The organism is Pyxidicoccus fallax, from assembly GCF_012933655.1.
GTDB classification, from domain to species: domain Bacteria; phylum Myxococcota; class Myxococcia; order Myxococcales; family Myxococcaceae; genus Myxococcus; species Myxococcus fallax.
Genome location: NZ_JABBJJ010000045.1, coordinates 1 through 19,922, shown reverse-complemented (window position 1 = coordinate 19,922; position 19,922 = coordinate 1). Strand labels below are relative to the sequence as shown.

Sequence of the window (19,922 nt, the reverse complement as noted above, 5' to 3'; positions counted from 1 at the left end):
CCGGGGCGTCAGAAGCTCCCGTCCACCGCGAGCATCGCGCCGCCCCGGGTCGGCACCACGGATACCCGGGGCAGTCGCCGCACGTCCGGGTCCGTGGCCCACTGATGCAAGAGGTGCTCGGTGGCGCTCTCCGTGGACCGGGCGCGCAGCAGGTACGAGACGCCACCGACCAACGCAGCCAGGCCCGCGAGTTCCCGATTCACCACCTCCTCGTGGCTGGCACCGGTCAAACGCCCGTGCTCGGCCTGAGCCACGGTCACCACCCCCGAGGCCAGGTAGAGCCAGCCCAGCGTCTCCAGCTGGCGCCGCACCTTCCGCTCCTGAGCAAGGAAGCGGTTGAGGCGGTAGTCCACCCGAGCGACGGTGCGGCCCGGGTCCGCCGCCGGGTCCGCCTCGGCGGCGTGGAACTCCTGGAGGAGGGCATCGGGGTCCTCCTTGCGCAGGTGCTGCACGAGGTCCGCGCCATTGATGAACACGCCCAGCCCCAGCGTGGTGTAGCCCTGCAGGCGCGAGGTGGAGTCTCCCTGGGCCACCAGGAGCAGGCTGGAACCTATCGACGTCACCAGGGATGAGCCGAAGAGGATGGTCTGCGTCCGGCTCCGGTCCCGCTCCACCGCGGAGAAGGTCTCCAGCTGCTGCCGCATCCGCTCCCGGTCCGCCAGGGAGATGCCGTACACGGGCGGCTGCTCCGAGCTCCGGGCCTGCTCGTAGGCGGCCAGCGCCCTGGGGCCGAACGGCGTCGCGAAGAGCTGGCGCAGCTGCTCCCGCACGCCGCGCGCGGCCGCCGGCACGGGGCCCGGCGCGAAGCCCGCCAGCTCCACCGACGTGTCGGGCGCGACACCCTCCAGCGTCCAGGCCCACGCGGCGTCGGGTCCGCCCAGGCGCTCCACCTCCATGCCTCGCGCCACCCCGGAGGGCAGCCGCAGCGCCAGCGGGACACCGGCTTCCTTGTTCACGTCCGCCCACCGCAGGCCCTGGGCGTCGCGCAGCGTGAGGCGCACCGGGGGCGCGGCGTCCAGCTTCAGCGTCACCGCCGAGCGCGCCGCGCGCAGGTCCAGCAGCGTCGCCTGCGTGCTGCGCCCCGGACCGAGCGCGAAGAGGCGGGGACGGAACAGCGGGTTGGGAATCTCCTGAGCGGCGATGCTCGCGAAGGCCTCCATCTCCGCGTAGGTGATGCGCCCGTCCGCGTCCGCGTCCGCCGCCCCCATCAGCCCCGCGCGCACCACGTGGCTGAAGACGCCGGACTGCAGCTCGGACCACTCGTACACCTCGGCCTCGGCGCTGGTGGACAGCAGCACGCCCACCGCGGGCAGTCGCTCGGCCAGTTGCTGCGTCATGTCCGCCGGGGTGGCGTAGCGCCGCCCACCCGCCTTGCGGGGACTCACCACGAAGAAGGAGTTGCAGCTGTCCAGCAGCACGTGGGCGCGCGTGGCGTCCACCTGCCGCAGCAGCGCCCGCAGGTCCTCCGAGTCGAAGGCCCGGTCGGCGAGCTCCAGGAAGCCGCGCCCCTTATCCACATCGCCGTGGCCGGCGAAGACGAAGTAGAAGTCCGCCTCGCGCCCGGAGCGCTTCACCTCGGCGATGCGCTCGGCCAGCGTCCGGGCCGCGTCCGTCACGTTCGCGAAGGTGGAAGCGCGCGCCACCGGCACCAGCGCCGGGAAGAGCCGGCGGGTGTCGGTGTCCAGCACGGTGAGCAGCACCGTGCCCCCGGGCTCCGCCAGCATGGAGAAGACCTCGTGGTACTTCGCCCCGTCGTCGTCCGCGTACTGCAGCGCGGCCCGGCCCGGCGCGTAGCTGTGGTTGTTGGACACCACCAGCGCGAACACCACCGGCGGAGAGGACGGAAGCCCCTCCGCGGCGGTGGTGGACAGCGTGAGCGCGAGGGCGAGCGGCAGCAGGGACATCAAGGTCGAGGCTCCGCCAGCACCACGGACACCGACTCCACCGACGCCTCCGGCCACCGCTGCTGCAGCGCCTCGGGGGTACGTGCCTCCGCCGCGAGCGACTCGATGTCCTTCACTCCCAGCGGCGCGCGGGTGACGACGGACACGAGCCGCAGTGGCCCCGGCGCGGGCTCCTCCAGCACCACCACCTCCTCCAGCACGCGCGGCTCCGAGGCCGCCTCCAGCCGCACCGATGGCTCGTTCGCGTCCTCGCTCAGGTGGGCCGGATAGAGCCAGTGCACCTCGCCTCGCGCGTCCTGGGCGAAGGCCAGCAGGTACACCGGCCCGCGCGTATCGACGTTGCGGTAGCGCACCCCGAAGCCCGACTCCGCCGGCACCACCGCGCCGGACGTCAGCGGCGTGGTGCCGGTGCCCGCCGTGTGGAAGGTGATGCCCACGCCGCGTCCCAGCGACGCCACCGCCGCGGAGCCACGCGCCGTCGCCGTCTCCTCTCCGGGCGGACGCACGGGCATGGGCCGCAGGACGAGCACCGCGATTCCCGCGGCGAGCGCGGCGGCCACGGCCCCTCCCGCCCAGGGGCGGCTCCACCGGGCCTGGGCGCGCCGCTCGGCGGGGCCCGGGCGCACCCGGAGCATCACCCGCGCCACCGCTTCATCCGTGGAGGCGGCCGGCTCCAGCGGCGCGGCGATGCGGGCAGCCAGGGACTCGGTGTCCCGCAGCTCGGCCTGACAGCGCGAGCAACCGCTGGCATGGGCCCGCAGGGACTGCGCCATCTCCTCGGGGAGCTGCCGGTCGATGAGCCGCGACCAGACCGACGGCTCGGGGCATGGCGACGTCACGGACGACCTCCAGACACACTGGCACGGAGCTTCTTCAAGCCATGGAACACGCGCGAGCGCAGCGTGGCCTCGCTGCGCCCGACGACGCGGGCAATCTCCGCGTAGTCGAGCCCCTGGTCGAAGCGCAGCAGCAGCACCTCGCGGAACTTCTCCGGCAGCGCCATCATCGCCTCGCGCACGCGCCGCTCCTGCTCGCGCGCCAGCAACTGGTCCACCACGTCCGCCGAGGCCGGCGAGGCCACCGACTCCAGCCCGGCCTGGGGGGCCTCCTCCTGCCACCGGCCGCGCCGGCCCGAGTCCCGCAGACGCTTGCGGCACAGGTTCCGGGCGAAGGTGAGCATGAAGACGACGAAGGGCGCGCGCGGCTGGTAGTCGCGGCGCGCTTCCCACAGGCGCACCAGGGTCTCCTGCGCCAGCTCGTCACCCTCGGCGGCGCTGCCCACGGACTTGCCGCAGTAGCGCGCCAGGCGCGCGTGATGCCGGCGCACGAGCTGCTCGAAGGCCTCTTCCGAGCCGCCGGCGGCCAGGAGCATCAGCTCCTCATCCGTGCGCGAGTCGAGCCGTCGCCGGGCGTCCCCGGGAAAGGGGACCACCCTGGGTGCATCACTGGTGGAATCCGTCATGGCGGGGCGCGCGGCAGACTACTGGAACCGCCTAGAAAACGGAAAAGCCGCCCGAGATGCCCAGCACCACGCCCCCAGGACGGGCGAAGCGCAGCACCTGCTCCTCCATCTCGGTCAGCGGGCGCTCGCCGCCCGTCTGGAACCGCGGGGTGTCCAGGCGGAAGGCCCAGCCCGCCTCGAAGACCAGCCACCCACGGGAGCCCAGGTCCTTGCGCCAGCCCAGCGAGGCGTTGGCGGTGGTGACGTCGGAGCGGGTGACGTGGACGCCCCCGTCCTCCTCATCATCGCCGCCGACCCAGTTGTTGCGCCCGAGGTTGTGCGCCAGCGCGCCCTGGAGGAAGAACGAGCGCGACACACCCAGCGGGTAGATGCGCGAGTGCGCGGTGAAGCGCGGGCCCCACAGCCCTCCGCCCACCCCGGCGCCCACGGAGAGGGAGTCCACCAGCCGCAGGTCGGCCGCCAGACCGAAGCCGGTGAAGAAGCCAATCCCTCCGGCGTTGTTGAGGCCGAAGCTGCCGCCCACGTCGAGCCGGTGACCGTACGAGGGCGTATCGAGGACGGAGCCCGGGGGACCGGAGGGCATGCGCTCCGCGGCATGGGCAAGCGTGGGCAGGGTGAGCGAGGCGAACAGCGCGGCAGCCGCGGCGTGGGCGGTCTTCATGGAAAGGGCTCCGAGGGCCCGGTGAGCGGGCCCGTGTGCGTCGTGAATGCCCGGAGAATCCCCAGGAGCCTCCCGCGTTTAAAAAATCGATTTCGGCCCCATTTTCCACGGTGGGACGCCCGGCCCGCCGGAGCTCACGTGATGCCGGGGGTGTCCGCTCAGCCCAGGAGCTTGTCTCCGACCAGGAAGCCGACGGTCATCGCCACCACCAGCAGCGCGCCTTGCAGCTTCGGCGGCGCCGGCAACGGGATGTCGAGCAGGCGGCAGCCGGCACCGATGGCCAACGCCAGGACAGGACCGACCATGAGCTGCATCATGTGAGCTTCTCCTGGGTGTCGCCGCTGGGCCCACCGCAGTTCTGGCGATGACGCGCGGGGTGCGCCGCGAGGAACTTGTCGGCCAGCAGGTAGCCGCTCGTCATGGCGACCACGAGCGAGGCACCCACCAGCACCGGCGGCGCGGGTACGGGAATGCCCAGCCAGCGGCAACCCAGGCCGATGGCGAAGCCGAGCAGCAGGCCAACGCAGAATTTCCAGTTCACGAGACGTTCTCCAAGACGACAGCGTGGGGGCTCGACGGCGTGGCCCCGACGAAGTGGCGCACGGACGGCGGTTGTGCGTCGCGATGCAGGGCGCGAATCCTGTCCTGCAAGCGCTGCTCCTCGTGGGTGACACGCTCATGCTGGCGGAGGTGCTCCAGCCAGGAATCGACGATGAAGTATTCGAGGAAGCGGCCCGGCTGCGCGGCGTCCTCCATCACGCCCCACTGCACCGCGCCGTCGCGCCGGCGGGTGCCTCCGAGCTGGTGGAGGTGATGCAGGAACTCCTCCCGGTCCGCTGGCTCGATGAGGTACTCCACCGTCACGAGCACCGGCCCCCGGGCATGGTCGATTCCTTCGGCCACGGCCGGCCGCGCCCAATGGGCGGACGGGGTGTTGTCCCGCGCCATGGCGGCGCTCAGACGGAACCGCAGCGAGAAGACACCCGCGAGCACCGCCAGGATCGCCGCCACCGTCAACGCGATGCCGGTGCCCGCCTGCTGCGCGACCGTGCCCCAGATGAGGCTGCCTCCCGCCATGCCCGCCGAGAAGACGACGATGTAGAGCGACAGCGCCCGGGCACGGACCCACGCGGGGACCGAGACATGCGCGGCGGTCTGCAGCGAGGACAGCACGGTGAGCCACGAAGCGCCGTTGGCCAGCATCGCCACGCAGAGCAGCCGCACGTCGCGGATGCCCGCCAGGACCAGCATGGAGCAGGCGTAGATCAGGGTCGCCGCTGGCACGAGCGTGTCCGCATCGAACCGCTCGCGCAGCTTCGGCAGGGCGATGGCCCCCCCGATGGCTCCCGCGCCGATGAATCCCAGCAACAATCCATAGGTGCCCGCCCCGGCGGAGAGCTCCTGCCGGACCACGATGGGCATCAGCGCGGGGAGCGCGCTGGCGAACACGAAGAAGCAGGCCGACTTGATGAGCACCGACCGGAACTCGCCGGCCTGCAGCGCGTAGCGCAACCCCGCGCGCAGTGCGCCGCCGAAGGACTCGACGGGCAGCGTCGAGACGGACTTCGCCGGCTTCCACCGCCACAGCACGAACACCACGGCCAGGAACGACAGCGCATTCAGTGAGAACGCCCAGGCCGCTCCGAATCGCGCCACGACCAACCCGCCCAGGGCCGGGCCGAGGGAGCGCGCGATGTTCACACCGATGGAGCTCAACGCCACCGCGGGCGCCAGCATCGGGCGCGGGACCAGGTCAGCGGTGGTCGCCGCCTGGGCGGGCATTGCCATCGCCGCACCCGTGCCGAGCGCGAACGTCAGGCACAGCAGGGACCAGGCCTCGAGCCGGCCAGCATGGGCCTGCAGGGCCACCATCGTGGCCATGAAGAGCATCCACAGTTGCGCCACGAGCAGGTACCGCCGGCGGTCGACGATGTCCGCCAGCGTGCCGGCGACGAGCGCGAACGCCACGACCGGCAGCGTCGTCGCGGACTGCACCGCGGCGACCATCAGCGGTGAACTCGTGCGCTCCGACATGAACCAGGAGGCGGCGACATCCTGGACCCAGGTCCCTACGTTGCTGGCCAGGACGGCCAGCCAGAGCGCGCGAAACGGGGGATGGCGAAGCGGGGCCCAGGCCCCAGCCGACGGAGCGTCAGAAGGCATGGCACAAGCATCCCCAGGCGCCCCAGAAGTCGAGCAGCCCGCCACCCCGCGCCGGAGCGTGCGTTGCATGAGCCTTGCCGCCGCCATGCGCCGCGCACGACGTTCCGGGTGCGTGCGAATGCCGTTGCGCCTGGGCGAACTGGGCCCGGACCTGCGCCGGGGTGCCGCCCTGGTAGCCACCGAACCGGTTCACCGGAGACCAGTCCGGCATGGGCCTGGGCAGCACGGGCGCGAGCGGGCCGAAGTCCCCACTGCCGTGCACCACCCTGCCCCCCATCACCGTCAGCACGCTGGTGATGTCCTTGATGGCCTCTTCCGGCACGTGGAGGAAGTCCGAGGACAGCAGCGCGAAGTCGGCATACTGGCCGGCCTTCAGCACGCCCTTGCGATCCTGCTCATGGGAGAACCAGGCGCTGCCGTGCGTGTACAGGCGCAGCGCCTCTTCCCGCTCCAGCAGGTTGTCATCGCCATACATCGCCAGCCCGCCCACGGTGCGGCCGGTGACGAGCCAGTACAGCGACACCCACGGGTTGTAGCTGGCCACGCGCGTGGCATCGGTGCCGGCGCCGACCGGCAGGCCCGCGGCCAGCATCTTGCGCACGGGCGGCGTGTTCCGGGTCGCCGCGGCGCCGTAGCGCTCCGCGAAGTACTCGCCCTGGTACGCCATGCGATGCTGGATGGCGATACCGCCGCCCAGCGCGCGCACGCGCTCGATGTTGCGCTCGGAGATCGTCTCCGCGTGGTCGATGAACCAGTGCAGCCCGTCGAAGGGCACCTCGCGGTTCACCTTCTCGTAGACATCGAGCACGCGGCTGATGCTCTCGTCATAGGTGGCATGGATGCGGAACGGCCAGCGGCGCTGCGCCAGCAGGCGCACCACGTCCTCCAGCTCGCCCTCCATGCCCTTCGGAAGCTCCGGGCGCGGCTCGCGGAAGTCCTCGAAGTCCGCCGCCGAGAAGACCAGCATCTCGCCAGCGCCGTTGTGGCGCAGCATGCCGTCGCCCTGGAGCGGCTTCAGCATCTTCGACCACCTGTCGAAGTCCGCGAGCTCCCCACCCTTCTTCTGGGTGAACAGGTTGTAGGCGATGCGCACCGTCAGCTCGCCGTCGGCATGCAGCTTCTGGATGATCTCGTAGTCTTCCGGGTAGTTCTGGAAGCCTCCGCCGGCATCGATGACCGAGGTGATGCCCAGGCGGTTCAGCTCGCGCATGAAGTGACGGGTGGAGTTGAGCTGGAACTCCGGCGGCAGCTTCGGCCCCATCGCCAGCGTCGCGTACAGGATGAGCGCATTGGGTTTGGCCAGCAGCAGGCCGGTGGGGTTGCCGGCCGCGTCGCGCTCGATCCGCCCACCGAGCGGCTCGGGGCTGTCCTTGGTGTAGCCGACCGCGTGCAAGGCGGCGCGGTTGAGGAGTGCCCGGTCGTACAGGTGCAGGATGAAGACCGGCGTCTCTGGCGCGGCCTCGTTGAGCTCGCGCAGCGTCGGCAGCCGCTTCTCGGCGAACTGGTGCTCGCTGAAGCCGCCCACCACCCTCACCCACTGCGGCGCCGGCGTCCGCGCCACCTGCTCCTTCAGCATGGCCATCGCGTCGGCCAGCGTGCGCACGCCGTCCCAGCGCAGCTCCATGTTGTAGTTCAGGCCACCGCGAATCAGATGCAGGTGGCTGTCATTGAGGCCGGGAATCAGGCGCCGGCCCCCGGCATCGATGACGCGAGTCCCGGCGGTGGCATGCGCCATCACCGAGGCCTCGTCGCCGACCACCAGCACGTTGCCACCGGCGACAGCCAGCGCCGTTGCCGATGGGTTGTCCCGGTCCAGGGTGGTGATCCGGGCATTTCTGACGATCATGTCGGCCATCGGTACAGTCCTTCCCATTCCGGCGATCCGCGCCGGAGACAATCGTTATCGCTTGAGACGTCCGATGGCCGCATGGCCATCAATCAGTGACCGCCTTCGGAGGCTCCGAACATCGTCTTGGCGTACTGGATGCCGATGCCGTAGCCGCCGCCGTGGATCTTGGCGATGCCGGTGGTCAGGCCATACGTGGCCTCACGTGCCCAGTCGCGCTGCAGCTCGAGCAGGTACTGGAGGCTGGTCATCGGAGCCGCGCCGGCCTGGACCATCCGCGCCACCGCGCGCTCGTGGGCCTCGTCGGAAACGTCACCGCAGGCATCGGTGATGACGAACGTCTTGAAGCCCTGGTCGATGGCCGACAGGACGGGCCCCACGATGCACACGCCCGTCCACAGGCCCGCGAACACCAGCCGCTCCTTCTCGAACGCGTTGACCTGGGCAATCACCTGCTTGTCTTCCCAGGCGTTCATGCTGGTGCGGTCGTAGACCTTCGCCTCGGGGAACGCCTCGGTGATCTCCGGGAACAGCGGCCCCGAGAAGCTCTTCTCCGCGACCGTGGTCAGCAGGGTCGGAACGCGGAAGCCGGCGGCGGCCTTGGAGATCAACGCGGTGTTGTTGCGCAGCGTCGCGATATCAATCGAGTGCGTCGCGAAGGTCATCTGCGACTGGTGATCGATCAGGATCAGGGCGTGGTCGGTGGGCGTCAGCAGGCCCTTTCCGGGCGTAGGGGTAGCCTTGGGCAGCATGAGAGTGTTTCCTCTTTCGGTGGGGGTGATGTCAGACACAGTAGAGCGTCTGAAATTGACGTGAAACACCCGAAAGCGCATGTCTCGACTCCCCCAAAAGAGGGAGCGAAGTCCCGCCGGCCCGCTACTCTCCGACGCCTTGATTCTTGCGCGGCGGCACGGTGATGACGCGTCTTCCGAACAACCGCGCGTCCAGCGAGAGCGCTCCGGGACCGAGGAGCGCCAACGCGCCCGTGATGAGGAACCGGATGCCCGTCTCGGGAAGGGTCGCGCCGCCGACGACGAGGAAGTCGTGGAAGGAGAACAGGAAGCACACGGTCGCGAGGAGCGGTGTCAGGACTCCGAGGCAGAGTCCAATCGCGGGGAGCGCGAGCATCGCCTGCATCAGAGGTCCGCCGGAGGGGTGGAGCAGCAGGGACAGGGCAACCGCCAGACGCAGCAACAGCAACCCGGCCCCGGGACCGCCAGCGGGAAACATCGAGAAGAGGCGTTGCACCGGTCCCACCCTATTCGCTGATGTAACGCGCTTGTATCGCGGATAAGGGGCGCGCGGCCTCCCTCATTCGGGGGAGTCCGACGAGTTGGAAACAGCGCGTCAGGAGACGGTGCGTGCCCGAGCACGCGGCGCTGGCTGGGCGTCGAGGAAGGAGCGCAAGGCGACCGCGAAGGTCTCCGGCCGCTCGAAGAACGGGAAGTGCGCGCCCCCCTCCTCCGCGGTGAAGACATGCAGCCGGGCTCCGGGAATGTGCTCGGCGCTCCACTTCTGCGACGCCGGATTGACGTGGCTGACCTCGCCCGCGAGCACCAGCGTCGGCACGTCGATGCGTGGCAGCACGTCGCGCCAGTCCTGCATGAGGTGGTCCAGCAGCAGCCGTGAGCCGAAGCCGCCGTCGAGCTTGAGGTTCTCCTGGTAGAGCCACGCCAGGTCCTCGGCGGGAATCCGCCGGGTGAGCATGGAGGCGAGGAACTGGTGCCGCACGCTCGCCGCGTCGGGCCCCATGAAGCCCTTGCAGAAGGCCTCGGCACCGGAAAAGTCCACGATGGCCCCCACCTCGGACGCACTGGCCTTGTCGAGCCAGGGAAGGAGGGTGCAGGCACTGGGCTGATCGATGATGACCAGCGAGCTCACCTTCGCGGAGCCGAACAGGTCGAGGTAGCTCCACAGCACCGAGGCGCCCATGGAGTGGCCCGCGAAGTCCGCCTGCTCGATTTGAAGGTGCGTCAGGAGCTCGTCGAGGTCACGCGCGAGCCGGGCGATGCGAGCGCCGTGCGGCGGGCGGCCGGATTCCCCGTGGCCTCGCTGGTCGTAGCTGACGACACGGTAGTGCCGGGCCAGCATGGGAATCACTCGATCGAACATCGCGCGCGACTGCGACCAGCCGTGCAGCAGGACCAGGGTGCGCTCGCTCGTGATGGAGCCCGCGAGGTGGTAGTCCAGCCTGCAGCCATCCGCCGTGGTGAAGGTGCTCATCAGGTCTTCCTTCGGGTGCCCCGGCTCGATGCCAGGGATGCCAGGTCCACGCGCGGCACAGTTGGCTGCACCGCGCAGGTCCCGTTCGCGCACTCACGGTAGTGCGCCAGGCATGAGGGGAGATCCCCCGAAGGAGGGAGCGAACGCTCCAGCGTGATGGTGTTCGACCCGCGGATGCCCCGCGGCTCAGTCGCCGCAGGACAGCGTCAGCTTCGTCACGGTCGTCGTCTTGCCGTCCTTCGTCACCGTGAGCTTCGCCGCCTTGCTCGTGACCATCGCGACCTCGACGGTGAGCCCCACGCTGGCGTCGGAGTACTGGAAGGTGTCGCCCTTCTTCTCGAGCTGGGACAGGTTGCTGTCCGCCTTGGCTGGCTTGAGCTCGATGACCTTCCCATCCACCCGCACCACGCCCTTCTCGAGATCGTCGATGAGGTAGGTCGCCTTCCCCTTGTCCAGGGTGCAGCCCGCGCCCGCATGGTTCTCCAGGTCCTGCTGCGTGAGGGGCTTCACCGCGGGCCCGGCGGACTTGTCCGCGGCCAGCGCGGGCCCTCCGAACGTCACCAATGACAGCACAGCCAGACGCGCCACGATGTTTCGCATGATGTCTCCCGGGTCGAGGCCCATCGCGCCGCCGGAGGGCGACCGCCGACAGGCGCCGGGAATCATGCTGCGGGCGAGAAACACGCTCAACTCGTGAAGTCGGTGCCGCGCGTCACGGCCTCCCAAGCGTTCATCTCCTCGATGACGACGTCGAGCTTCTCCCGGGCCCGCCGCAGCGCATCCGAGCCCAGCAGCAGGTGCAGCGGTGGGTGCTCGGCGTCCACGGCCGCGAGGATGGCGGCGGCGCCCTTCTCCGGGTCCCCGAGCTGCTTTCCCGCCATGTCGTCGAACGCCTTCGTCGTCCGTCCCACCGTCGCGGCGTAGTCGCTCCCCGGCGCCTCGCTCTTGCGAATGGAATGCGCGGAGAGGAAGTCCGTGCGGAACGCGCCGGGTGCCACGGCCGTCACACGGATACCGAGCGATGCCACCTCCTGGGCGAGGCTGGCCGACAGCCCTTCCAGCGCGAACTTCGCCGCCGCGTACAGCGCCGAGCCCGTCCCCGGCGCCCGCCCCGCGATGGAGGTGATGTTGACGATGTGCCCGGAGCGCTGGGCCCTCAGGCGCGGCAGGGCGGCGCGGATGACGCGGAACGGGCCGAAGACGTCGACCGTGAACAGCCGCTCCACCTCCGCGTCCGTGGCCTGCTCCACCGTCCCGAGCAGGCCGTAGCCGGCGTTGTTGACGATGACGTCGATGCGTCCCGCCAGCTCGAAGGCCTTCGCCACGGTGGCCTCCACTGCGCGGGCGTCGGACAGCTCGAGCTCCAGCACATGCAGCCGTCCGGGGCCGGCCGGCAGCTTCGGCGCGCCACCGCGGACGGTGCCGATGACGGTGTCTCCCCGGGAAAGGGCCGCCCGCGCCAGCGCCAGGCCAAGGCCACGGGAAATGCCAGTGATGAACCAGGTCTTCATAGGGGGCTCCCTTGTGTGTGGGACCTCATATGACTCCCCTCTCCGCGCTGAACAATGGGGAGCAATGTCACAAGTCTTGTTAGTACAGTTAAAATATCCGCATGGATCCGCTCCTCTCCCCACGCGAGTTCAGTGAGCTGCGCGCCTTCGTGGCCGTGGCCGAGACCCGGAGCTTCAGCCGCGCCGCAGAGCGCCTCGGCGTCACTCCCTCGGCCCTCAGCCAGATGGTGCGCGGGCTGGAGGAGCGCGTTCGCGTGCGCCTGCTCAATCGCACCACGCGTAGCGTCGCCCTCACCGAAGCCGGAGAGACGCTGCTCGGCCGGCTGCGACCGGCCGTCGCCGAGCTGGGCGCGGCCGTGGGACAGGTGCGGCGCACGAACGGGCGGCCCTCGGGCACGGTGCGGGTGGTGTCCTTCCGCTCGGCGGTGGAGCAGTACGTGGAGCCCGTGCTCGCGAGCTTCCACGCCGCCTACCCGGAGGTCGTGCTGGACCTGACGGTCGACGACACGGTGAACGACTTCGTGGCCGGCGGCTTCGATGCCGCCATCCGCCTGGGCGAGGTCATCGAGCGAGACCTCGTCGCCGTGCGGCTGGGGCCGGAACTGCGCCAGATTGCCGTGGCCTCGCCCGACTACCTGGCACGCCGTGGCACGCCGCGCACGCCCCAGGACCTCACGGCGCACAGTTGCATCCGCTGGCGCTGGCCCGGCACGGCGACGCCCTACCACTGGGAGTTCTGGCAGGACGACGCGTGGTTCGAGGTGGCCGTCGATGGACCGCTCATCGTCAACAGCAAGGACTTCGCGCTCCGCGCCGCGCTCGCCGGCCTGGGCATCCACTTCGCCGTCGACCAGGTGGTCCGCCCCTACCTCGCGGACGGTCGGTTGGTTCCGTTGCTGGAGGCGTGGTCCGCGCCCTTCCCTGGCCTCTTCCTCTGCTACCCACGGCAGCGGCAGATGGCCCCGGCGCTGCGCGCGTTCATCGACCACCTCCGCTCCGCCACCCGCGACACGGCCTGAGCCGCGACCGCGCGGCGACACGGCCCAGCGGGACCCGAGTTTCCGCCGATCGGATCTGAATCCCCGCTCTCCCGCGAACCAGAGTCACGACGCATCCTTCCCTCCAGTCGCCCGCCTCCCGCGGGCATCACGAGGACACGTCATGGCTCACGAACACTCCACTCATTCCATCCACCATGTCGTGCCGGGCTTTGGCGCCGACCGCGCCGCCATCTACGACGCCCAGACGGCCATCAGCATGGCCGGCTTCCACATCGGGTATGAGCTCGGCGCCAGTGCGCTGGCCGCCCGGCTCGACGGCCAGGACGCGGCGTCGCTGCTCTTCGTGGGGCTGGGCACGGGCGCGGAGCTGCTGCCCTACCAGCGCTTCGACGTGCCGGGCTGGCGCTTCACCGGCGTGGACCCCTCCGAGCCCATGCTCGCCGTCGCCCGCAAGCGCCTGGAGGACGAGGGCCTGCTATCACGCACGCACCTGCACGTGGGCGAGCTGCACACGCTACCCGCGGGGCCCCTGTTCGATGGCGCGCAGATGATGGGGGTGCTGCACCACGTGGAGGGCGAGGAGGCCCGCGTCGAGCTGTTGCGGGAGGTGACCCGGCGGCTCAAGCCCGGAGCGCCCCTCGTCGTGGGCTGCCGCATCGGCCCGGACCCCGAACTGACGAACGTGGAGATGCGGCGGTGGCGGGCGTATGGAATCCCCTCGAAAGAGCTGGCTCACCGGCGCGAGCACCTCGCGGCGATGCGGCCCATCGAGTCCGATGCCGCCCTGTTCGCGATGCTCGCTCGGACCGGGCTCGTGGCGCCAAAGACGCTCTTCGTCTCGCTGCAGTTCAAGGTCTTCCTCGCGCGCTTCGAGCCCGGAGCCGTGGGCTGAGCCCCGTGGCGCGGTCCTACCCCTGGTGCCGCGGCAGGTCGTCCGTGATCTCGTAGTAATCGCCCTTGTGCGCCACGAAGAGGTGCTTCGCCAGTCGCGTGTCCGTGGGCTTGTCGAACGCGCCCATGGCGATGGCGATGATGTCCTTCTCGCTCTGGAGCGGGTCCCAGAAGAGGAAGGAGCCGCAGGTGGAGCAGAAACCGCGCCGCACCTTCTCGGAGGAGCGGAACCAGGTCAGCTTTTCCGCACCGTGGATCGTCACCGCGGAACGGGGAACGTCGGTGGACACCCAGAAATGCCCCGACTGCTTCCGGCATTGTGAGCAGTGACAGGCGGCAGGCGGGGGCAAGGCGCAGGTGACCTCGAAACGAACAGCCCCGCAGAGGCAGGAGCCCTCGTGCATGGCGCACTCCTTTCATCGGCGTGGAGGCGAACACTATAGAGTCACCTGCGATGCCCCGCCGACATACGACTGAAGCCGACTACCAGCGGCGGTTGCTGCGGGCCCAGCAGGTGCTGCAAGAGCGCCTGGACGAGCCCGTCGACCCCACCGCCCTGGCACGGGTGGCGAACTTCTCGCTGCACCACTTCCACCGCATCTTCCGCGCGCAGATGGGAGAGACCGTGATGGAGCACGTGCGCCGCCTGCGTCTGGAGCGGGCAGCGCGCAGGCTCCGCGCCGATGGCGACGTGCGCCTCCTCGAGGTCGCTCTCGATGCGGGCTACGAATCCCACGAGGCCTTCACCCGCGCCTTCATCGCGCGCTTCGGCGTGCCTCCGTCCGAGTTCCGTGAGCAGCCCGCGTCACGCGTCCTCGACTGGCAGCAGGCCCATGCCGGTGGACCCGGAGTGGAGGTCCGGGTTCGCACCCATCCGGCGCTGCGCGTGGCCTTCATGCGACACCGTGGCAGCTATGCGGACGTCGGCCAGCTCTGGCAGCGGTTGATGACGTGGGCCGCGCGTCACGGGTTTCTGGGCTCGGAGCCCGTGCTCTATGGCGTGTGCCCGGACGACCCCGCCGTCACACCGGAAGCCCTGCTGCGCTTCGACGCGTGTGTCGCCGTCGCCGAGGACTTCGCCGCCACGGACGAGGTCGAGGTCATGACCCTTCCCGGGGGCACATACGCCGTCGGGCTGCACCGCGGGTCCTACGCGCGGCTGGGCGAGACGTACCTCGAGGTCATCGGACGGTGGTTCCCCACCAGCGGGTATGAGCCGGCGCCGGACGCCGTCATCGAGCACTACCTCAACGACCCCGAGCGGACCCCGGAGGAGGACCTGCTCACCGAGGTCCGCGTCCGCATCGCGGATTAGGACAGGCCCACCCACACCTCCGCCTCGGTGGTTCCGCGGGCCATGGCGGACACGGCATGGCGCTCGAAGTCGGCGACATAGCGCCGCTCTCCGCGCCGCTCCCAGCCGTCCCACACGTGGGCCCAGGTGCGTACGACGGCCTGGGCCGGGTCGCCCCGGGTCATGAAGCGTGCATACTCCCCACGGGGGATGACCACCCTGCGCAGGCCTTCGGGCACCGGGGCGTCCGCGCTCACCCGCGTGCCGATGACCATCGTGTAGGGGCCCCGGTGGTCGCGCTCGTAGTCGCAATAGACCGCGTAGACGTCGTGCACGTCCTTCAGCGAGGGCAGATGCTCCCGCATGAAGCGCTGCCAGTGGAGGGGGATGTCCTGGCCGGCCTGCTCGGGTGAGGTCCGCAACGCCGGGCCGATGATGACGAGCTCTTCGTCCTGCCTCAGGTACTCCGCATGCATCTTCACGTCTCCGCGGTCTCGTGTGGAACGACGCGGAGGAAGGTAGCGGTGGCGTCCGGCGCCCGTTTGATGGCCCGTGCTCTTTTCGCGGCGGACGCGTTCCACGCGGAGGCCCGCGCCATCGCGGCTATCATGCGCCCCCGAGGTGAACGAGCACGTGATGGACTACCAGGCGGTACTCGATGAGGTGGCGACCGCGGTCCGGCCCCTCATCGGTCAGGGGCGTGTGGCCAACTACATTCCCGCGCTCGCGGCCGTGGACCCGGGCCGCTTCGGCATGGCGCTGGCCACCGTGGACGGCCAGCTCTTCGGCGTCGGCGACTGGCGCGTGCCCTTCTCCATCCAGAGCATCTCCAAGGTCTTCACCCTCGCCCTCACACTCGCCCGGGACGGTGACGCCGTCTGGCGCCGCGTGGGCAAGGAGCCCTCGGGCAATCCGTTCAACTCCCTCGTCCAGCTCGAGTACGAGCAGGGCATCCCGCGCAACCCGTTCATCAACGCGGGGGCGCTCGTCATCACCGACCGGCTGCTCCGGCTCACCGGTGATGCTCGGGGCGTGCTGCGCGAGTTCCTCCGCGTGGAGAGCGGCAACCCGGCGCTGGACTTCGACCCCGTCGTCGCCGCCTCCGAGGCCACGCACGGCCACCGCAATGCCGCCCTGGCACACTTCATGGCCAGCTACGGAAACATCGAGAACCCCGTCGCGGATGTGCTGGACCACTACTTCTGGCAGTGCTCCCTCTCGGCGAGCTGCGCGGACCTCGCTCGGGCCTGTGGCTTCCTGGCCCGGCATGGCCAGCGCGCCGGAGGAGAGCGGCTGCTCACGCGGAGCCAGGCCAAGCAGGTGAACGCGGTCATGCTCACCTGCGGCACCTACGACGCCGCGGGCGATTTCGCCTACCGCGTCGGCCTGCCCGGCAAGAGCGGCGTGGGCGGCGGCATCATCGCCGTCATCCCCAACCTCTGCGGCCTCTGTGTCTGGAGCCCCGGGCTCGATGCGCGGGGGAACTCGGTGGCGGGAGTGGAGGCGCTGGACCGGTTCACCACGCTCACCGGCCTCTCGGTCTTCTGAAACCCGCCACCGCTACGTCTTCACTCCGGCACGTGATGCGAGCTGCGTGAGGTGCAGCGCGCGAAGCTGCCGCTCCAGGGTGAGTCCCCGGTCAGCGAAGAACTCCACGCCGCCGCGCACGTCGGCGAGGGCGCCATCCAGGTCGCCCATCACATAGCGGAGCTGGGCGCGCAGGAAGAGCTGGGCGCCGTAGTCCAGCGCGTGCTGGTGCAGGAGCTTCGCGGGTCCATCCACCGCGTCGAGGAACGCGGCGGCGCGCCCCAGGGCCTCCGAGAGTCGCGCCGTCAGCACGGCCTCATCGGTATCCATGTCCACGTCCCACTCGGAGGGAGCGCCCGGGACGAGGTGCTCCATCCGCTCGCGGAAGTGACACTCGTGCTCCTTCGGTGCTTCCGGGATGGGCCGGTCCTCCAGCCGGTAGAGCGCGTCGAAGGAGAGGGCCACGTTCACGTAGCAGCGGGCCTCGCTCGCGGTGTTGCCATGAGAGCGCTGCACGTTGAGGACCTGGAGCGTCTCCCCATGGCGGCGGCGCCAGGTCAGGTCCTTCTTCGTGAAGCCGCCCGCCTTCGCGAGCGGCTTCATCGCGGCCGTGGCGATGGCGGTCAGCTTCTTGATGGCGTCCATTGCCCCCAGCGTAGGTCAATCCCGAGACGCAATGGGCGCGTGCCTACGTGCTCGCGGCTCGCACGAGCCGCAGCACCACCGCGAAGTGGAGCCCGGCCCCCACGAGCGTGAGCGCGTGGAAGAGCTCGTGGTACCCGAACACGCCGGGCCTCAAGTCCGGCCGCTTCAGGGCATACGCGAGCGCCCCCGTGGTGTAGGCGACGCCGCCCGCCAGGATGAGTGAGAGCTCCGCGGCACCAAGCGCCTGGCGCGCCTCATCCAGGTACGGCACCAGCGTCCAGCCCACCCCGACGGCCAGCGCCGCCGTCACCGCCTTCGGTGCGTGCACCCAGAACAGCGACTGCAACACGCCCACCAGCGCGCCGCACCAGATGGCGACGAGCAGGCTGTCACCGGCCGCACCGGACACGCCCAGCAGCGCGACGGGCGTATACGTGCCCGCGATGAGGATGAAGATGGACGCATGGTCCATGCGCCGCATCCACGCCCGCCCTCGTGGGGCCCAGTCCACCCGGTGGTACGTCGCGCTCACCGAGAACAACACCACCAGGCTGACGGCATACAGCGCCGCCGCCGTCGCGGCCCGAGGCGTGGGCGCCATCGACACGAGCACCCCACCCGCTCCGAGCGCGGCCACGGCGGCGAACTGGTGCAGCACGCCCCGCAGCTTCGGCTTCTCCACCGCCCGGGCGGTCAGGACCGGGCCTGCGCTTCCGTGGCCGACACGCCCGGCGGACGGGGGATGAGGTAATCCCGCTGGATGGTGGCGAGCCCCAGCTTCTCCAGCAGCACACAGGCGCCGTAGCCCAGGTCGATTTCGTGCCGGTGGTAGGAGAAGGACGCCGACCCCGGGTAGCGGTGGTGGTTGTTCTGGAAGCCCTCGCCGAAGATGAGCCACGCGGCCAGATGGTTGTTGCGCGAGTTGTCGGACGTGTCGAAGTTGCGCCCGCCCACCGCGTGCCCCAGCGAGTTGACGAGGCCGCCCTGCACCGGGTGGCTCATCATCCCCAGGAAGTACGCGGCCCCGAGCAGCCAGCCGATGCCGAGCCCCAGCGCCAGCCCGACGACGCCGTGCAGGACGTACGGCAGGTACCAGCGCCCCGTGCGGTTCAGCGTGTTGAGCGGGAAGTCGAGGTCCTTCGCATAGCGCGTGTACTCCGGCTCGTTCTTCAGCAGCCCCACGATGACGCGCTTGTAGCTGCGCAGCTGCTCCATCCCGATGCCGAGGATGCCCACGTTGACGGGCGAGTGCGGATCCAGCGGCGTGTCGGAGTGCTCGTGGTGGAGCCGGTGCATCACCACCCACGCCTTGGGATCCAACCCCGTCAGCCAGTTGCCCCCGGCAATCACCAGCCCGCGCAGGGCCGGGTGCAGGCGCACCGCCTTGTGCGCGAGCCCCCGGTGGTAACCCACTGTAATCGTGAGGATATTGAGCAGGTATGCGGCCAGGAAGACGGCTCCGCAGGTGGCGAGGTACATGGGGGGCTCCAGCCGCGCTGTATGGTTACTGTCCAGTAGGTTTCGGTTGGGTAAGTTACTCGCGAGTAGGTTGGAGATCAACTTGGCGAAGAAGAAACGGCTTTCCGCCGCCGACCGGCGGGTCCAGTTGATGGAGGTCGGGCGGGGGGTCTTCGCCTCGCATGGCTACGAGGCGACCTCCATCGAGGAGGTTGCCCAGCAGGCAGGCGTGTCGAAGCCCATCGTCTACGAGCACTTCGGCGCGAAGGAGGGCCTCTACGCCGCCATCGTGGACCGGGAGATGGACGACCTGGTGGCGCGCATGTCGGAGAGCATCTCCCAGGGCACGCCGCGCGAGCGCTTCGAGGCCGCGGTGCTGGCCTTCATGACGTACGCGAAGGAGGAGCCCGCGGGCTTCGCGGTGCTCACCCGCGACTCACCCCTGGCCACCGCGCGCCGGGGCCTGACGCGCGTCATCGACGACCTGGCGCAGCGCGTGGGCGACATCTTCCGCAGCGAGTTCGAGCGCGCCGGGTACAACCCCAAGGTCGCGCCCATCTACGCCAATGCGCTGGTGGGCATGGTGACGCAGGTGGGCCAGTGGTGGGCGGCCGAAGGCAAGGCCTTCTCCATCGACCACGTGGCGCGCCATGTCGCGGCGCTCGGCTGGATGGGGCTGAGACACCTGCCCCGGGAACCGGACTCTCCCGGGGCCCGCCTGGGCTCGAAGCGGCGCGGTTGAGCCCCTACCCCGCCGTCCGCTTGCGCAGCACGAGGTTGTTGAGCGACGGCGCGAACGCGGTGAGCGGCATGCGCAGCGCGGGCACCAGCGTCGCGTGGAGCAGCTTCTCCAGCTTCTGCCGCCGGGGCGAGCCCGCGTCCACGTAGCTCACCCGCTCGGAGTGTCCCGGGAGGAGGTTGATGCACTCCACCGCGTCCTCGCCGCCCAGATACCCGAGCAGCTCCGGGTACGTCGCTCCCCAGGCCCCCACCTGCTCCAGGCCCAGCGGTCCCGGCGCGCTGGTGGGCGAGTCCGCATGCCGCCCCAGCTTCACGGCCCGCCGGTACGCCCACGCGGAGCCCGGCTTCGTCCAGGGCACGAACCACAGCTGCGTGGAGTGCCCGTCGACGGGCCACAGCCGGTTGGGCGTGTCGTTGATGACGAGGTAGCCCCCGGGGCGCACCGCCGCCCACGCGCTCCGGAGGACGCGCTGGCGCAGGCCCGGCACGCTCAGGGGGATGTGCTCCACGACGCCATTCATGAGCACGAGGTCGAAGAGGCCCAGGCGTGGCGCGAACGGGTCGAAGCTCTCGCCATTCAGGATGGGCACCCGCC

Annotated in this window: 24 protein-coding genes; 5 read left to right on the top strand and 19 right to left on the bottom strand. The window is 70.2% G+C overall.

Translation table 11 applies throughout. The annotated features are described in order from the left end of the window. Positions 1–8: 8 nt before the first annotated feature. From HG543_RS12655 to HG543_RS12595, 13 genes are all read right to left on the bottom strand, one after another. Positions 9–1,907 (bottom strand): hypothetical protein, encoded by a 1,899-nt coding sequence (locus tag HG543_RS12655; RefSeq protein ID WP_169344982.1) that lies wholly within the window; start codon positions 1,905–1,907, stop codon positions 9–11. Then, entirely contained in the window at positions 1,904–2,743 is an 840-nt protein-coding gene (locus tag HG543_RS12650) for a cupin domain-containing protein (RefSeq protein WP_169344981.1), read from the bottom strand. Before HG543_RS12650 ends, HG543_RS12655 begins: the two co-directional genes overlap by 4 nt. Next, positions 2,740–3,336 (bottom strand): sigma-70 family RNA polymerase sigma factor, encoded by a 597-nt coding sequence (locus HG543_RS12645; RefSeq protein ID WP_169344980.1) that lies wholly within the window; start codon positions 3,334–3,336, stop codon positions 2,740–2,742. Before HG543_RS12645 ends, HG543_RS12650 begins: the two co-directional genes overlap by 4 nt. Before the next feature lie 61 nt (positions 3,337–3,397). Beyond that, entirely contained in the window at positions 3,398–4,027 is a 630-nt protein-coding gene (locus HG543_RS12640) for a hypothetical protein (RefSeq protein WP_169344979.1), read from the bottom strand. A gap of 158 nt (positions 4,028–4,185) precedes the next feature. Then, positions 4,186–4,344, bottom strand: a complete 159-nt coding sequence (locus HG543_RS12635) for a DUF1427 family protein (RefSeq protein WP_169344978.1) — start codon at positions 4,342–4,344, stop codon at positions 4,186–4,188. Beyond that, positions 4,341–4,568, bottom strand: a complete 228-nt coding sequence (locus HG543_RS12630) for a XapX domain-containing protein (RefSeq protein WP_169344977.1) — start codon at positions 4,566–4,568, stop codon at positions 4,341–4,343. The genes HG543_RS12635 and HG543_RS12630 overlap by 4 nt, the downstream gene beginning before the upstream one ends. Beyond that, a complete protein-coding gene (locus HG543_RS12625; protein ID WP_169344976.1) occupies positions 4,565–6,190 on the bottom strand; it encodes an MFS transporter in 1,626 nt (541 codons plus the stop codon). The genes HG543_RS12630 and HG543_RS12625 overlap by 4 nt, the downstream gene beginning before the upstream one ends. Continuing rightward, the gene (locus HG543_RS12620) at positions 6,180–8,045 is read right to left on the bottom strand and encodes an amidohydrolase (protein WP_169344975.1); all 1,866 of its coding nucleotides are present in this window, start codon (positions 8,043–8,045) and stop codon (positions 6,180–6,182) included. The genes HG543_RS12625 and HG543_RS12620 overlap by 11 nt, the downstream gene beginning before the upstream one ends. 83 nt (positions 8,046–8,128) lie before the next feature. Continuing rightward, complete coding sequence (locus tag HG543_RS12615; RefSeq protein ID WP_216673598.1) at positions 8,129–8,788, bottom strand: hydrolase; 660 nt, start codon at positions 8,786–8,788, stop codon at positions 8,129–8,131. A gap of 124 nt (positions 8,789–8,912) precedes the next feature. Then, the gene (locus tag HG543_RS12610; protein WP_171817757.1) at positions 8,913–9,284 is read right to left on the bottom strand and encodes a hypothetical protein; all 372 of its coding nucleotides are present in this window, start codon (positions 9,282–9,284) and stop codon (positions 8,913–8,915) included. A gap of 99 nt (positions 9,285–9,383) precedes the next feature. Beyond that, a complete protein-coding gene (locus tag HG543_RS12605) occupies positions 9,384–10,259 on the bottom strand; it encodes an alpha/beta fold hydrolase (RefSeq protein ID WP_169344974.1) in 876 nt (291 codons plus the stop codon). Between the two features lie 186 nt (positions 10,260–10,445). Next, positions 10,446–10,859 carry a hypothetical protein gene (locus HG543_RS12600; protein WP_169344973.1) on the bottom strand — a complete coding sequence of 138 codons (414 nt, stop codon included), beginning with the start codon at positions 10,857–10,859 and terminating at the stop codon, positions 10,446–10,448. A gap of 86 nt (positions 10,860–10,945) precedes the next feature. Continuing rightward, entirely contained in the window at positions 10,946–11,770 is an 825-nt protein-coding gene (locus HG543_RS12595) for an oxidoreductase (protein ID WP_169344972.1), read from the bottom strand. Positions 11,771–11,871: 101 nt separating this feature from the next. On the opposite strand from HG543_RS12595, the gene HG543_RS12590 reads away from it, so the two are divergent. Both HG543_RS12590 and HG543_RS12585 read left to right on the top strand, forming a co-directional pair. After that, positions 11,872–12,789, top strand: a complete 918-nt coding sequence (locus HG543_RS12590) for a LysR family transcriptional regulator (RefSeq protein WP_169344971.1) — start codon at positions 11,872–11,874, stop codon at positions 12,787–12,789. Between the two features lie 142 nt (positions 12,790–12,931). Next, the gene (locus HG543_RS12585) at positions 12,932–13,663 is read left to right on the top strand and encodes a class I SAM-dependent methyltransferase (RefSeq protein WP_171817756.1); all 732 of its coding nucleotides are present in this window, start codon (positions 12,932–12,934) and stop codon (positions 13,661–13,663) included. A 16-nt stretch (positions 13,664–13,679) separates the two neighbouring features. Here HG543_RS12585 and HG543_RS12580 read toward each other — a convergent pair whose 3' ends face one another. Next, positions 13,680–14,066, bottom strand: coding sequence for a GFA family protein (locus HG543_RS12580; RefSeq protein WP_169344970.1), 387 nt, complete (start codon positions 14,064–14,066; stop codon positions 13,680–13,682). A 50-nt stretch (positions 14,067–14,116) separates the two neighbouring features. Here HG543_RS12580 and HG543_RS12575 point away from each other — a divergent pair, with 50 nt between their 5' ends. Continuing rightward, positions 14,117–14,977: an AraC family transcriptional regulator gene (locus tag HG543_RS12575; RefSeq protein WP_169344969.1), complete on the top strand. Its 861-nt coding sequence runs from the start codon at positions 14,117–14,119 to the stop codon at positions 14,975–14,977. On the opposite strand, the gene HG543_RS12570 is transcribed toward HG543_RS12575, so the two are convergent. Beyond that, the gene (locus tag HG543_RS12570) at positions 14,974–15,432 is read right to left on the bottom strand and encodes a GyrI-like domain-containing protein (RefSeq protein WP_246356976.1); all 459 of its coding nucleotides are present in this window, start codon (positions 15,430–15,432) and stop codon (positions 14,974–14,976) included. The two genes, HG543_RS12575 and HG543_RS12570, sit on opposite strands and share 4 nt — an antisense overlap. A gap of 160 nt (positions 15,433–15,592) precedes the next feature. On the opposite strand from HG543_RS12570, the gene HG543_RS12565 reads away from it, so the two are divergent. Then, positions 15,593–16,504 (top strand): glutaminase, encoded by a 912-nt coding sequence (locus HG543_RS12565; RefSeq protein ID WP_169345005.1) that lies wholly within the window; start codon positions 15,593–15,595, stop codon positions 16,502–16,504. 12 nt (positions 16,505–16,516) lie between these two features. Here HG543_RS12565 and HG543_RS12560 read toward each other — a convergent pair whose 3' ends face one another. From HG543_RS12560 to HG543_RS12550, 3 genes are read right to left on the bottom strand one after another with little or no spacing between them, the layout of a single operon-like run. Further along, positions 16,517–17,128 carry a DUF4304 domain-containing protein gene (locus HG543_RS12560; protein WP_169344967.1) on the bottom strand — a complete coding sequence of 204 codons (612 nt, stop codon included), beginning with the start codon at positions 17,126–17,128 and terminating at the stop codon, positions 16,517–16,519. A gap of 43 nt (positions 17,129–17,171) precedes the next feature. Further along, positions 17,172–17,810 carry a PAQR family membrane homeostasis protein TrhA gene (gene trhA / locus HG543_RS12555; RefSeq protein ID WP_343073336.1) on the bottom strand — a complete coding sequence of 213 codons (639 nt, stop codon included), beginning with the start codon at positions 17,808–17,810 and terminating at the stop codon, positions 17,172–17,174. Between the two features lie 11 nt (positions 17,811–17,821). After that, positions 17,822–18,607 (bottom strand): fatty acid desaturase, encoded by a 786-nt coding sequence (locus tag HG543_RS12550; RefSeq protein ID WP_169344966.1) that lies wholly within the window; start codon positions 18,605–18,607, stop codon positions 17,822–17,824. 82 nt (positions 18,608–18,689) lie between these two features. Here HG543_RS12550 and HG543_RS12545 point away from each other — a divergent pair, with 82 nt between their 5' ends. Further along, positions 18,690–19,328, top strand: coding sequence for a TetR/AcrR family transcriptional regulator (locus tag HG543_RS12545; RefSeq protein WP_246356970.1), 639 nt, complete (start codon positions 18,690–18,692; stop codon positions 19,326–19,328). Between the two features lie 4 nt (positions 19,329–19,332). Here the strand turns inward: HG543_RS12545 and HG543_RS12540 are convergent. Beyond that, positions 19,333–19,922 (bottom strand): class I SAM-dependent methyltransferase (locus tag HG543_RS12540; protein ID WP_246356969.1); only part of this gene is annotated, 590 nt, incomplete at its 5' end.

Coding starts and splice junctions, on each gene's coding strand:
- HG543_RS12620 (WP_169344975.1), bottom strand. CDS start 8,045: ATGGCCGACATGATCGTCAGAAATGCCCGGATCACCACCCTGGACCGG.
- HG543_RS12570 (WP_246356976.1), bottom strand. CDS start 15,432: ATGCATGCGGAGTACCTGAGGCAGGACGAAGAGCTCGTCATCATCGGC.
- HG543_RS12580 (WP_169344970.1), bottom strand. CDS start 14,066: ATGCACGAGGGCTCCTGCCTCTGCGGGGCTGTTCGTTTCGAGGTCACC.
- HG543_RS12605 (WP_169344974.1), bottom strand. CDS start 10,259: ATGAGCACCTTCACCACGGCGGATGGCTGCAGGCTGGACTACCACCTC.
- HG543_RS12560 (WP_169344967.1), bottom strand. CDS start 17,128: ATGGACGCCATCAAGAAGCTGACCGCCATCGCCACGGCCGCGATGAAG.
- HG543_RS12640 (WP_169344979.1), bottom strand. CDS start 4,027: ATGAAGACCGCCCACGCCGCGGCTGCCGCGCTGTTCGCCTCGCTCACC.
- HG543_RS12600 (WP_169344973.1), bottom strand. CDS start 10,859: ATGCGAAACATCGTGGCGCGTCTGGCTGTGCTGTCATTGGTGACGTTC.
- HG543_RS12625 (WP_169344976.1), bottom strand. CDS start 6,190: ATGCCTTCTGACGCTCCGTCGGCTGGGGCCTGGGCCCCGCTTCGCCAT.
- HG543_RS12615 (WP_216673598.1), bottom strand. CDS start 8,788: ATGCTGCCCAAGGCTACCCCTACGCCCGGAAAGGGCCTGCTGACGCCC.
- HG543_RS12595 (WP_169344972.1), bottom strand. CDS start 11,770: ATGAAGACCTGGTTCATCACTGGCATTTCCCGTGGCCTTGGCCTGGCG.
- HG543_RS12575 (WP_169344969.1), top strand. CDS start 14,117: ATGCCCCGCCGACATACGACTGAAGCCGACTACCAGCGGCGGTTGCTG.
- HG543_RS12585 (WP_171817756.1), top strand. CDS start 12,932: ATGGCTCACGAACACTCCACTCATTCCATCCACCATGTCGTGCCGGGC.
- HG543_RS12565 (WP_169345005.1), top strand. CDS start 15,593: ATGGACTACCAGGCGGTACTCGATGAGGTGGCGACCGCGGTCCGGCCC.
- HG543_RS12550 (WP_169344966.1), bottom strand. CDS start 18,607: ATGTACCTCGCCACCTGCGGAGCCGTCTTCCTGGCCGCATACCTGCTC.
- HG543_RS12590 (WP_169344971.1), top strand. CDS start 11,872: ATGGATCCGCTCCTCTCCCCACGCGAGTTCAGTGAGCTGCGCGCCTTC.
- HG543_RS12635 (WP_169344978.1), bottom strand. CDS start 4,344: ATGATGCAGCTCATGGTCGGTCCTGTCCTGGCGTTGGCCATCGGTGCC.